Annotated in this window: 12 protein-coding genes; 7 read left to right on the plus strand and 5 right to left on the minus strand. The window is 58.7% G+C overall.

Annotated elements, in window-relative coordinates; genetic code table 11:
- Window positions 1-6: 6 nt before the first annotated feature.
- Together I6L37_RS04375 and I6L37_RS04380 are read right to left on the minus strand one after the other, a co-directional pair.
- A complete protein-coding gene (locus I6L37_RS04375) occupies window positions 7-675 on the minus strand; it encodes an amino acid ABC transporter permease (protein WP_124239400.1) in 669 nt (222 codons plus the stop codon).
- Window positions 676-1,434 (minus strand): amino acid ABC transporter substrate-binding protein, encoded by a 759-nt coding sequence (locus I6L37_RS04380; RefSeq protein ID WP_216993363.1) that lies wholly within the window; start codon window positions 1,432-1,434, stop codon window positions 676-678.
- Window positions 1,435-1,746: 312 nt separating this feature from the next.
- Here I6L37_RS04380 and dnaA point away from each other — a divergent pair, with 312 nt between their 5' ends.
- From dnaA to gyrB, 4 genes are all read left to right on the plus strand, one after another.
- Window positions 1,747-3,117: a chromosomal replication initiator protein DnaA gene (dnaA, locus tag I6L37_RS04385; RefSeq protein WP_042027058.1), complete on the plus strand. Its 1,371-nt coding sequence runs from the start codon at window positions 1,747-1,749 to the stop codon at window positions 3,115-3,117.
- A gap of 83 nt (window positions 3,118-3,200) precedes the next feature.
- A complete protein-coding gene (gene dnaN / locus I6L37_RS04390) occupies window positions 3,201-4,304 on the plus strand; it encodes a DNA polymerase III subunit beta (RefSeq protein WP_026456354.1) in 1,104 nt (367 codons plus the stop codon).
- Window positions 4,305-4,306: 2 nt separating this feature from the next.
- Entirely contained in the window at window positions 4,307-5,410 is a 1,104-nt protein-coding gene (gene recF / locus I6L37_RS04395) for a DNA replication/repair protein RecF (protein WP_216993364.1), read from the plus strand.
- Entirely contained in the window at window positions 5,407-7,818 is a 2,412-nt protein-coding gene (gyrB, locus tag I6L37_RS04400; protein ID WP_216993365.1) for a DNA topoisomerase (ATP-hydrolyzing) subunit B, read from the plus strand. The genes recF and gyrB overlap by 4 nt, the downstream gene beginning before the upstream one ends.
- A 120-nt stretch (window positions 7,819-7,938) precedes the next feature.
- Here the strand turns inward: gyrB and I6L37_RS22030 are convergent, their stop codons facing one another.
- Complete coding sequence (locus tag I6L37_RS22030) at window positions 7,939-8,199, minus strand: hypothetical protein (RefSeq protein ID WP_254203543.1); 261 nt, start codon at window positions 8,197-8,199, stop codon at window positions 7,939-7,941.
- A 29-nt stretch (window positions 8,200-8,228) separates the two neighbouring features.
- On the opposite strand from I6L37_RS22030, the gene I6L37_RS04410 reads away from it, so the two are divergent.
- Together I6L37_RS04410 and I6L37_RS04415 are read left to right on the plus strand one after the other, a co-directional pair.
- A complete protein-coding gene (locus tag I6L37_RS04410) occupies window positions 8,229-8,642 on the plus strand; it encodes an Hsp20 family protein (RefSeq protein ID WP_216993366.1) in 414 nt (137 codons plus the stop codon).
- A gap of 93 nt (window positions 8,643-8,735) precedes the next feature.
- Entirely contained in the window at window positions 8,736-9,176 is a 441-nt protein-coding gene (locus I6L37_RS04415) for an Hsp20 family protein (RefSeq protein ID WP_010635613.1), read from the plus strand.
- Window positions 9,177-9,249: 73 nt separating this feature from the next.
- Here I6L37_RS04415 and I6L37_RS04420 read toward each other — a convergent pair whose 3' ends face one another.
- Window positions 9,250-10,500, minus strand: a complete 1,251-nt coding sequence (locus tag I6L37_RS04420; RefSeq protein WP_216993367.1) for a valine--pyruvate transaminase — start codon at window positions 10,498-10,500, stop codon at window positions 9,250-9,252.
- A gap of 282 nt (window positions 10,501-10,782) precedes the next feature.
- Between I6L37_RS04420 and I6L37_RS04425 the strand changes: the two genes are divergently transcribed.
- Entirely contained in the window at window positions 10,783-11,016 is a 234-nt protein-coding gene (locus tag I6L37_RS04425; RefSeq protein ID WP_005307116.1) for a hypothetical protein, read from the plus strand.
- On the opposite strand, the gene I6L37_RS04430 is transcribed toward I6L37_RS04425, so the two are convergent.
- On the minus strand, window positions 10,946-11,770 hold the full coding sequence (locus I6L37_RS04430; RefSeq protein ID WP_042027066.1) for a helix-turn-helix domain-containing protein: 825 nt from the start codon (window positions 11,768-11,770) through the stop codon (window positions 10,946-10,948). The genes I6L37_RS04425 and I6L37_RS04430 overlap by 71 nt on opposite strands.
- Between the last annotated feature and the right edge of the window lie 7 nt (window positions 11,771-11,777).

Below are 11,777 nucleotides of genomic sequence, written 5' to 3' on the forward strand. Positions count from 1 at the left end.
CCCTCCTTAATAGGCACGGTTGAGGCGCACTTCCAGCAGATGCTGCAAGCGGGTGAAGAAGATGACCACTACCCAGTAGACCAGGGCCACCGCCATGAAGCTCTCGAAGAACTTGAAGGAGGAGGAGGCCTCCATCTGCGCCTTGCCCATGATTTCGGCCACCCCCAGGGTAAACGCCAGCGAGGTGCTCTTGATCATGTCGATGAAGTAGTTCATCAGCGACGGGGTCGCGATGCGGGCCGCCTGCGGCAGAATGATCCGTTGCATCGCCTGGTAACGGCTCATGCCGATACTGAGCGAGGCCTCCATCTGGCTCTTGTGTATCCCCAGAATGGCGGCACGGATCGACTCGGCCATGTAGGCGGCGAAGTGCAGGGTCAACCCTATGATGGCGGCAGTAAAGGCATCCATCCCCACGAAGATGGGGAAGAGTTGCGGCAGCCCGTAATAGAGCAGGAACAGCTGGACGAGCAGCGGAGTACCCCGAAAGAACGAGATATAGAGCATCGCCAGCCAGTGAATTGCGGGAACGCGAAACACCCGTACTATCGCCAGGGCCAGCGACAGTACGAGTGCAAATACGAATCCCCACAGGGCCATTTCCATCGTGGTGCCCAGGTATTTGAGCAGAATGGGAAACAGCCCCAGCGTGTATTCGAAGTCGAAATCCATCATTTATTTGGTCGTGATATCCGCGGCGAACCATTTCTCGGAAATTTGACGCAGGGAACCATCCTTGCGCATGGTGCTCAGGGCCTCGTCAACCTTCTTCAGCACAGCCTCTTTTTCCGGAGTCTTCAGGAAGGGCAGGGCATTCTCGATGGTTTCGAACGGTGCGCCAGCCTGTTGCAGCGGCAGCTTGGACTCCTTGATCAGCTGGGCGGTGGAGACGCGGTCCATCACGAAAGCATCGATACGACCCAGAGCGACGTCCTGCTCGAAGTTGGAGTCATAGGTACGGATATCGATCTTCTTGTTCGGGTCGTTTTTGCGCAGCAGCTCTTCGAAGTTGGAGCCGAGGTTCACGGCCACCGTCTTGCCTTCCAGGTCTTTGAAGCCATGGATGGTGCTGTTGCCTTTGCGGACCACGATCTGGGCGCCGTCATAGACGTAAGGCTGGGAGAAGTTGTACTTGGCCTTGCGCTCGTCGGTGATGGTGATCTGGTTGGAAATGGTGTCGATACGGCCGGTTTCCAGCATGCCGAACAGGCCGGAGAAGCTGGCTGTCACGAATTCGACCTTGTAGCCGGTGCGTTCGCCGATCTGGTTCCACATATCCACTTCAAAGCCTTGCAGCTTGTCCTGCTTGACGAAGGTGAACGGGAAGTATTTGCCGGACATGCCAACCTTGATGGTTTCCTGGGCGATGGCTTGGCCGGACAGGGTGGCCAGCAGAATGGCAGCGCCGGAAATGAGCTTGATAGATGTTTTCATGGGGTTTCTCTCTCTGAATGTCTTGTATTTGTAGTTGGAATAACTAGTTTCGCGCTGATGTTATTGGAATAAAATTTAAAAAATAAATGACATTTTGTTATATGAAATAACATGACGATGAGGTCCGAATCCATCGTTTATGGCGGTGGATCAAGCTGTGGGTAACTTTGGGGATGAATGATGATCCAATGGCGCTGGATCCTTGAAAGTCAAGGATCTTATTTGCTGGATCCACGGGGTGACGGCTGGAGATCCGGCGGCTAAAAAAGTAGAATAGCCGGTCTTTAGTTAATCAATCGACAGGAGTTTAGAGTGACTGCTTCGCTATGGCAGCAGTGCCTTAACCGGCTGCAAGATGAGTTGCCCTCGGCAGAATTCAGCATGTGGATCCGGCCGCTTCAAGCGGAGTTGAGTGACAATACTCTGACCCTGTATGCACCGAATCGCTTCGTTCTGGACTGGGTACGAGACAAGTACCTCATCCGGGTGAACGGCATCATCAATGAACTCTGCGGGGTCGATGGCCCCGCCCTGCGTTTTGATATCGGTAATCGTCCCCATCCCGTGGCCGTCGCCAGAGCGCCGGCACAGGGCGCCGCACCTGTGAATAACTTGCAGAAGAGCTGGGAAAGCAAGGCCGAAGCCAAGCCGGAACCGAACCACAAGAGCAACACCAACGTGAACTATACCTTCGAGAATTTCGTCGAAGGTAAGTCCAACCAGTTGGCCCGTGCGGCTGCCCGTCAGGTGGCGGATAACCCGGGTGGCGCTTACAACCCGTTGTTCCTCTATGGCGGCACTGGTCTGGGTAAAACTCACCTGCTGCATGCCGTCGGTAACGCCATCAAGGAGAGCAAAAAAGATGCAAAAGTCATCTATATGCACTCCGAGCGGTTCGTCCAGGACATGGTGAAGGCGCTGCAGAACAACGCCATCGAAGAGTTCAAGCGCTATTACCGCAGCGTCGACGCCCTGCTCATCGATGACATCCAGTTCTTCGCCAACAAGGAGCGCTCCCAGGAGGAGTTCTTCCACACTTTCAACGCCCTGCTCGAAGGCAACCAGCAGATCATCCTGACCTCGGATCGCTATCCGAAGGAGATCAACGGTGTCGAGGATCGTCTCAAGTCCCGCTTCGGCTGGGGTCTGACCGTGGCGATCGAACCGCCGGAGCTGGAGACCCGGGTTGCCATCCTGATGCGCAAGGCCGACGAGAACCAGATCCACCTGCCGGACGAAGTGGCCTTCTTCATCGCCAAGCGCTTGCGTTCCAACGTCCGTGAGCTGGAAGGGGCTCTTAACCGGGTGATCGCCAATGCCAACTTTACCGGTCGCGCCATCAACATCGATTTCGTGCGCGAAGCGCTGCGCGATCTCTTGGCGTTGCAGGAGAAGCTGGTCACCATCGACAATATCCAGAAGACGGTGGCGGAGTACTACAAGATCAAGCTGGCGGATCTGCTCTCCAAGCGCCGTTCCCGCTCCGTCGCCCGTCCTCGCCAGTTGGCGATGGCGCTGGCCAAGGAGCTGACCAACCACAGTTTGCCGGAGATAGGTGATGCCTTTGGTGGCCGTGACCACACCACCGTTCTTCATGCCTGCCGCAAGATCGAGCAGCTGAAGGAAGAGAGTCACGACATCAAGGAGGACTATTCCAACCTGATCCGTACCCTTTCTTCCTGATAACGGAACCAAGTGCACAGATGCAGATCGAATATTCCAACCTGATCCGAATCCTTTCCTCCTAATCACTACGGAGAGCACAGATGCAGCTCGAAATTAGCCGTGAGGCCCTGTTACGTCCTCTGCAACTGGTGTCCGGCGCCCTCGGTGGCCGACCGACCCTGCCGATCCTCGGCAACGTGCTGCTTGATGTCAGCAACGGTCTGCTGTCACTGACCGGTACCGATCTTGAAGTAGAGATGATCGGTCAGGTCTATCTGAACGGGGCCAGTGAAGATGGCCGCACCACAGTGCCGGCACGCAAGCTGCTGGATATCTGCCGCGGCCTGCCGGAAGGCGCCGAGATCCGTCTCAATACCGAAGGCGAGCGCCTGATCATCCGTTCCGGCCGCTCCCGCTTCAACCTGTCGACCCTGCCGGCGACCGAATACCCGAACATCGAGGACTGGGAGTCCGTGCTCGAGTTCGACATCAGCCAGCTGGAACTGAAGAAGCTGATCGATGCTACTCAGTTCTCCATGGCGAGCCAGGACGTGCGTTACTACCTGAACGGCATGCTGTTCGAGAGCGAAGGGCATGGCTTGCGCACTGTGGCGACCGACGGTCACCGCTTGGCTACCTGCCGCCGCGAGGTAGTGGGGGAATCGCTGCCCGATCATCAGGTTATCCTGCCGCGCAAAGGGGTACTGGAACTGGTGCGTCTGCTGGAGGCGGAAGACAAGCCGGTGCGGCTGCAGATCGGCCGCAGTAACCTGCGCGCCGCCCTCGACGGTTTCATCTTCACCTCCAAGCTGGTGGATGGCCGCTTCCCGGACTGGCGCCGTGTCATTCCGCGCAACAGCGACAAGGCCCTGATCGCCGGTCGCGAGGATCTGCGCCAGGCCTTTGCCCGTGCCGCCATCCTCTCCAACGAGAAATTCCGTGGTGTGCGTCTCAATCTGCAGGAAAACCTGCTGCGCATCACCGCCAACAACCCGGAACAGGAAGAAGCCGAAGAGCTGCTTGACGTACAATATGCCGCTGGCGAGATGGAGATCGGCTTCAACGTCTCTTATGTGCTGGACGTGCTGAATACGTTAAAATGTGACCAAATCCGGGTCAGTCTGAGCGATTCCGTCAGCAGTGCCATTATTGAGGATTTTGACAATCAGGATGCTCAGTATGTGGTAATGCCGATGCGGATCTAGTCGTGTCTCTGGTCAAACTCCAGCTCAGCGACTTTCGCAATATCCAGCAAGCCAGTCTCAAGCTGTCACCCGGCCTCAACATCCTGGTCGGGTGCAATGGCAGCGGCAAGACCAGCGTGCTGGAAGCCATTCACTACCTCGGTCTGGGGCGCTCCTTTCGCACTCACCTGACCGGGCGGGTCATCCGCCAGGGGGAGAGGGCGTTTACCCTGTTCGCCCAGTGCGAACTGGAGGGACGCCAGGTCCCCATCGGTCTCGCCAAGGACAAGAGTGGCGAGACCCAGCTCAAGATTGCCGGGGCCCAGGCCCAGCGTCTGGCCGATCTGGCCGAGCTGCTGCCGGTGCAGTTGATCCATCCAGATGGCTTCAATCTGCTGACCGGCGGGCCCCAGGCTCGCCGGGCTTGGCTCGACTGGGGGGTTTTTCATCAAGAGCCGACCTTCTTCGCCCTGTGGGGTCGAGTGCGGCGCCTGCTGAAACAGCGCAATGCGCTGCTGCGCCAGAGCACCCAGTATCGCCAGCTGGCGTTCTGGGATCAGGAGCTGGTGCGGTTGGGGGGCGAGTTGGCGGCGTTTCGCGCCAATTATTGTCAGGCTATTACGCCCCTTATCAAGGAGATGACGGCGGACTTTTTGCCGGAATTCGATATCAACCTAGGTTTCTATCGGGGCTGGGAGAAGGATACCCCCCTCAACGAGTTGCTTGAGGCGGGATTTGAGCGGGATCGGTCGCTGGGCTATACCGGCGTCGGTCCACAAAAAGCCGATGTGCGCCTCAAGGCGAACGGGGTGCCTGCTCAGGATATTTTGTCCCGGGGTCAGTTGAAGTTGCTGGTCTGTGCCATGCGGCTGGCCCAAGGGCTCTATTTGAATCAACATAGCAGCCGTGGCTGTATTTTTTTAATTGACGATTTTGCCTCTGAGCTGGATGTCGAGAAGCGTCGTTTGCTGGCCGCAAGGCTGAAGCAGTGTGCGTCTCAGGTGTTCATCACCGCCATCGACACTGGTCAGCTCGCAGACATGATGGATGCGAATGACTGCAAGTTGTTCCACGTGGAACAAGGCAAGATCTCCGAAACGTTAGAGAAGGCAGAGAGTAAGCTATGAGTGAAAATACTTACGACTCCTCGAATATCAAGGTACTGAAGGGCCTGGATGCGGTCCGCAAGCGCCCGGGGATGTATATCGGCGATACGGATGATGGCTCGGGCCTGCACCACATGGTGTTCGAAGTGGTCGATAACTCCATTGACGAGGCGCTCGCTGGCTACTGCTCCGAGATTCAGGTCAAGATCCATTCCGACGGCTCCGTCTCCGTCCGCGACAACGGCCGTGGCATTCCTGTCGACATTCACCCGGAAGAGGGTCGCTCCGCCGCAGAGGTCATCATGACCGTGCTGCACGCCGGCGGTAAATTCGATGACAACTCCTACAAGGTGTCCGGCGGTCTGCACGGCGTGGGCGTCTCCGTGGTGAACGCGCTCTCTGACAAGCTGTTGCTGACCATCCGTCGCAACGGTCACGTCTACGAGCAGACCTATCACCTGGGCGAGCCACAGGCCCCGCTCAAGCAGATCGGCGATGCCACCACCACCGGGACCGAAGTGCGTTTCTGGCCGAGCCCGACCATCTTCAGCGACACCCTGTTCCACTACGAGATCCTGGCCAAGCGTCTGCGCGAGCTCTCCTTCCTCAACTCCGGCGTCTCCATCCGTCTGATGGACGAGCGTGACGGCCGCGAGGCGCACTTCTGCTACGAAGGCGGCATCAAGGCGTTTGTCGAGTACCTGAACCAGAACAAGACCCCGATCCACCCGAAGGTGTTCCACTTCACCACCGAACAGGACGGTATCGGCGTCGAAGTGGCGATGCAGTGGAACGACGCCTATCAGGAAGGGGTCTACTGCTTCACCAACAACATTCCGCAGCGTGATGGTGGCACCCACCTGGTGGGCTTCCGTACCGCGCTGACCCGTACCCTCAACTCCTACATGGACAAAGAGGACTACAGCAAGAAGGCCAAGTCTGCCGCCAGCGGCGATGACGTGCGTGAAGGTCTGATTGCCGTTATCTCCGTCAAGGTGCCGGATCCCAAGTTCTCCTCCCAGACCAAGGACAAGCTGGTCTCTTCCGAAGTGAAGACCGCAGTCGAACAGGCGATGGGCGAGAAGCTGGCCGACTTCCTGCTGGAAAACCCGGGCGATGCCAAGATCGTGGTCAACAAGATCATCGATGCGGCCCGTGCCCGTGAAGCGGCCCGCAAGGCCCGCGAACTGACCCGCCGCAAGGGCGCGCTGGATATCGCCGGTCTGCCCGGCAAGCTGGCCGACTGTCAGGAAAAAGACCCGGCGCTCTCCGAACTCTACATAGTGGAAGGGGACTCTGCTGGCGGTTCCGCCAAGCAGGGTCGCAACAGGAAGAACCAGGCCATCCTGCCACTCAAGGGCAAGATCCTGAACGTGGAGAAGGCCCGTTTCGACAAGATGATCTCCTCCCAGGAGGTGGGCACCCTGATCACCGCACTGGGCTGTGGTATCGGTCGCGACGAGTACAACCCGGACAAGCTGCGCTATCACAACATCATCATCATGACCGATGCGGACGTCGATGGTGCGCACATCCGTACCCTGCTGCTGACCTTCTTTTATCGCCAGATGCCGGAAATCATCGAGCGTGGCTACGTCTACATCGCCCAGCCGCCGCTCTACAAGGTGAAGAAGGGCAAGCAGGAGCAGTATCTGAAAGACGAAGATGCGCTGCTGCAGTACCAGACCGCCATGGCACTGGACGGTGCGACCCTGCACGTCAACGAGTCCGCCCCGGCCATCGGTGGCGAAGCACTGGAGCGTCTGGTCAACCAGCATCGCGCCGTGACCCACCTCATCACCCGCATGTCCCGCCGTGCGCCGGAAGCCGTGCTGACCCAGCTGATCTATCAGCCGGAACTGAACGAAGCACTGCTGACCAGCGAGAGCGATCTGCAGGCCTGGTGCCAGAGCATGGAAGCCGTGCTCAACGAGAGCAACCACGGCATCCAGTACCAGATGCAGGTGCGCCGCGATGAAGAGCGCCGTCTGTTCGTGCCGCACGCCGTGGTACGTCAGCACGGTGTCGACCGCGAATACCCGATCAGCTACGACTTCCTGCAATCCTCCGAGTACCGTCAGCTGGTCTCGCTGGGCAAGGAGATCGCCAACCTGATCGAGGAAGGTGGTTACATCAAGCGTGGCGAGAAGGTGCAGCCGGTCGCCAGCTTCGTCGAAGCGGTCGAGTGGCTGATGGGCGAAGGCAAGCGCGGCATCTACATCCAGCGCTATAAAGGGTTGGGTGAGATGAACCCGGACCAGCTGTGGGAAACCACCATGGATCCGGAAGCCCGTCGCATGCTGCGCGTCACCATCGATGATGCCGTCGGTGCCGACCAGCTATTCTCCACCCTGATGGGTGACGCAGTAGAGCCGCGTCGCGACTTCATCGAGACCAACGCCCTGCGGGTGGCCAACCTCGACGTCTAATGCGACGCTATCAGCGCTATATAAAAAGCCGGTCCTTGTGACCGGCTTTTTGTTTTCTGGGCGGAGAAGGTGGCATGTTCCACGTGAAACATGGCTCCTCCTTGGTGTGACGGTGCCGACTCAGCTGAGCTCGGGGGCCGGACAGTAGAGGCGCAGACGATGGCCGTCCGGATCGAGAGCCATACAGGTGTAACCAAACGCCATCCGGGTCGTTTCCTGGATCAGAGTTAGCCCAATGAGGAAAAAGCCAGCAAATGGGCGGAGAGAAGATTTTTCGATCAGAGCCCTTGAAAGCCGAAAGCGGGCCCCTATATAGATAACAAGGCCGGAACGCTCGACAGAGGTTTCGACCAGGCGCCCGTCCATCAGGAGGGCAAACAATCAGTTATCGCTCAAAGGAGGATAATACTATGCGTTCTATCGACTTCTCTCCGCTCTATCGTTCTGCCATCGGTTTCGATCATCTGGCCAATCTCATCGAATCTGCGGCCAGCAATGGCAATGCCGGTTACCCCCCCTACAACATCGAGCAGCTGGGTGACAGCGACTACCGCATCAGCATGGCGGTGGCGGGCTTTACCCAGGAAGAGCTGGAGCTGAGTTTCCAGGAGAATCTGCTGACGGTGAAGGGTAACAAGCAGGCCGATACCGAGCGTAACTACCTCTATCAAGGCATAGCCGAACGCGGCTTCGAGCGTCGCTTCCAGCTGGCCGACTATGTGCGGGTGAAGGGGGCCGATCTGAAGAACGGTCTGCTGCACATTGACCTGGTGCGCGAAGTGCCCGAGGCGATGAAGCCCCGCAAGATCGAGATCAACGGCTGACAGCCTGACCTCGTTGCATTGTTGATGTTTCCCGGGTGCCGATTGACGGGCCTGTGGAGAGTAAACCCTGTTGCTTTATAGAAGGATAGGATCATGCGTAACCTCGATTTTTCTCATCTCTATTCCAATGCCGTCGGCTTCGAGCGGATGGCCCGTGAGCTGGAAGGCCTGTTCGATCAGAAGACCTCGGCCTACCCCCCGTACAACATCGAAAAACGCGATCACGACAGCTACCTCATCACGGTTGCCGTGGCTGGTTTCGATCGCAATGAGCTGGAGCTGGAGACCGAAAACGGCACCCTCAAGGTGAAGGGGCGCAAGGTCGCCACCATGGGTGAGCGCCAGTTCCTCCATCAGGGGATCGCCGAGCGGGACTTCGAGCTCGCCTTCAAGCTGAGCCAGCATGTAGAGGTGCAGGGTGCCAAGCTGGAGCATGGTCTGCTGACCATAGAGCTGGCGCGCGAGCTGCCGGAGGCGCTCAAGCCCCGCGCCATCCCCATCGGCAAACCCGAGCAGCTGGCGCTGCCCGGCTAAACAGTATCGCTGACCAGCTGATAGAAGAGAGGCCTGCATTGCAGGCCTCTCTGTTTTTGTATCGCCGGGCGGATTAGCCGGCGTAGAGGGCGTTGATCTCGTCGGCCAGGATGGCGATGCCGCGCCGCACCAGCTCCTCGCTCTGGGAGTAGTTGAAGCGGATGCACTCCCGGCTGTGACGCCACTCCGGATCGTCGATGCCAGGGAAGAAGTAGTGGCCCGGCACGATCAGCAGGTTCTTCGCCTTCAGTCGCTCGTACAGCTCCTGGCAGTGGATCGGCAACCCTTCGAACCAGAGCCAGAGGAAGAGGGCGCCTTCCGGCTTGTGGATGTGGAAGCGCGGATCGGGGATGGCTTCGCGCAGCAGTTGCACCGCCAGCTCCGCCTTCTGCCGATAGAAGGGTTTCACCACCTGCTCGCTGAGGGCGATGATCTCGCCACTCTCGATCATCGGAATGGTGATGGCTGGGCCCAGACTGCCCGGTGCCAGATTGATGATACCGCTCAGGTTGGTGATGGCCTGAATGATCTTCTCGTCGGCGATGACGATGCCGCAGCGAGTACCCGGCAGGCCGAGCTTGGAGAGGCTCATGCAGAGGATGGTGTTGGCGTTCCAGAACGGCTTGGCCTCGCTGAAGATGATGCCAGGGAAGGGGACGCCGTAGGCGTTGTCGATCAGCAGCGGAATACCCTTGTCGCGGGCGATCTGATCGAGGTGCTCGATCTCTTCATCGGTCAGCACGTTGCCGGTCGGGTTGGTCGGCCGGGAGACGCAGATCACCCCGATGTCATCACCCACCTGCAGGCTCTCGAAGTCCACGTGGTACTTGAACTGGCCGTTGGGCAGTTTCTCGATGGTGGGTTTGTAGGCCACGAAGTAGTCGTCCGCCAGAGCCGAGTCGGCATAACCGATGTACTCGGGGGCGAGCGGGAACAGCACCTTCTTCTTGCGGCCATCGGCAAATTCGCCCGCCAGCAGGTTGAACAGATAGAAGAAGGCGTTCTGGCTGCCGTTGGTCAGGGCGATGTTGCGGGCTGAGATCTCCCAACCCAGCTCCTTGCTGAGCAGGGCCGCCAGCGCCTTGGTGAACCTGTCCTTGCCCTGGGGGCCATCGTAGTTGGCCATCGCCTTCACCAGCTCGCCGTTGTCGAGCAGGCTCTTGGCCTCGGCCTGAAAGCGTTCCAGCATGGCAGGGATGGGGGCTGGGTTGCCGCCACCCAGCATGATGGCGTCCGGATTGGTCAGCCCCTGATTAAGGTCATCCATGAGTTGGGTAATACCGGCATGGCGAGTGAACTTCTCGCCGAACAAGGAAAATTCCATTCGGTGACAGATCCAGAGTCAGTTACGGGGGAGCTAGCACCATAGCTCAGTTTAAAAGCGGGTGTCGATCAAAAAAATGGGACGTTCCACGTGGAACAGCAGGCAAAATCTAGTGTGGTGAAAATAACCACTTGTTGGTTCAATCCTGACTACAGGATGTTTTCCAACTGGCGCCATTTATTATCTAAAAACAATTAATTTAAACAAAATCATGTTGTTATAGATGTGGCACGACAATTGGAATAGTTATCTGGTCATCTCAACCACACCGGAGCACACCAGATGAAAATCCTGATCGCAACCTTGATTGCCAGCAGCCTGAGCCTGAACGTCATGGCCGACGAATACCCCAGACCCGAACTGGACAGCGTCAAGCTGGAGCAGGAAATATTGGCCCAGCAGCAGCAGGCCTCCCATGCCGTGGTGGCGGAAGCCATTCACAACCTCAAGCCGCTGGCGCTGGATACCCTGGTGGTGGAGGCGAGCTCGGCCGATGCGACTCACCCCGAGAGTTGAGATAGCGCAAGGGGGTCTGCCCCGTATGTTGCCTGAAGAAGGCGATGAAGGCGCTGTCGCTGGCGAACTCCAGCGCAGCCGCCACCCGGCTGATGGGCTCGGCTTCTGCCAGCAGCTCCAGCGCTCGCAGCAGTCGCCACTGCTGACGCCAGGCCTGGTAGCTCATGCCGGTCTCCCGCATGAAGATACGACCTATGGTCTTGTCACTGGCACCCACCCGTTCGGCCAGCCGGTTGAGCCGATCGGGCAGGGCATCGCCCCGCTTCACTTCCTGCAGCCAGCCGGCCAGACGTGGGTCTGACGGCAGCGGCAACTGCCAGGATTCCCGCGGCGCTTGCGCCAGCTCCTCTTTCAATAATGCTAGTGTGCAGGTCTGCTCTGCCTCCGGTTTGTCCCACGGCCAGAGCGCCATCCGTTCGATGATCTCCCGCAGCAGCGGGTTGACCGCCAGCACCGCCATCTCGGCCGGCAAGCCGGGTTCGGTTGTGAAATAGAGGGAGCGATAAGCCACCACCCCGCGCATCAGCACCCGATGGGGCAGACCCGCCGGCAACCAGGCGGCCCGCGTCGGCGGCAGCAGGCAGACCTGATCGTCCAGCTCTATGGTCATGCAACCGGCCTGGGCGAACAGCAGCTGATGGCGCCTGTGCTGGTGGCGGCCAGAGTCGTGCCAGCCGAGGGCGGCGGCGATACCGATGGCACTGCCGTCGTGCTGGTCCGGATCAAAAGGGTGATCGGGAAGAATAAAGGCCATGTGTCCG

Origin of the sequence: Aeromonas sp. FDAARGOS 1407 (genome assembly GCF_019048725.1) — a bacterium.
GTDB classification, from domain to species: domain Bacteria; phylum Pseudomonadota; class Gammaproteobacteria; order Enterobacterales; family Aeromonadaceae; genus Aeromonas; species Aeromonas enteropelogenes.

Bases quoted from the DNA above. Each gene is read 5' to 3' on its own strand.
- I6L37_RS04375 (WP_124239400.1), bottom strand. From the start codon at position 675: ATGATGGATTTCGACTTCGAATACACGCTGGGGCTGTTTCCCATTCTG.
- I6L37_RS04380 (WP_216993363.1), bottom strand. From the start codon at position 1,434: ATGAAAACATCTATCAAGCTCATTTCCGGCGCTGCCATTCTGCTGGCC.
- dnaN (WP_026456354.1), top strand. From the start codon at position 3,201: ATGCAGCTCGAAATTAGCCGTGAGGCCCTGTTACGTCCTCTGCAACTG.
- gyrB (WP_216993365.1), top strand. From the start codon at position 5,407: ATGAGTGAAAATACTTACGACTCCTCGAATATCAAGGTACTGAAGGGC.
- I6L37_RS04410 (WP_216993366.1), top strand. From the start codon at position 8,229: ATGCGTTCTATCGACTTCTCTCCGCTCTATCGTTCTGCCATCGGTTTC.
- I6L37_RS04415 (WP_010635613.1), top strand. From the start codon at position 8,736: ATGCGTAACCTCGATTTTTCTCATCTCTATTCCAATGCCGTCGGCTTC.
- I6L37_RS04420 (WP_216993367.1), bottom strand. From the start codon at position 10,500: ATGGAATTTTCCTTGTTCGGCGAGAAGTTCACTCGCCATGCCGGTATT.
- I6L37_RS04425 (WP_005307116.1), top strand. From the start codon at position 10,783: ATGAAAATCCTGATCGCAACCTTGATTGCCAGCAGCCTGAGCCTGAAC.
- I6L37_RS04430 (WP_042027066.1), bottom strand. From the start codon at position 11,770: ATGGCCTTTATTCTTCCCGATCACCCTTTTGATCCGGACCAGCACGAC.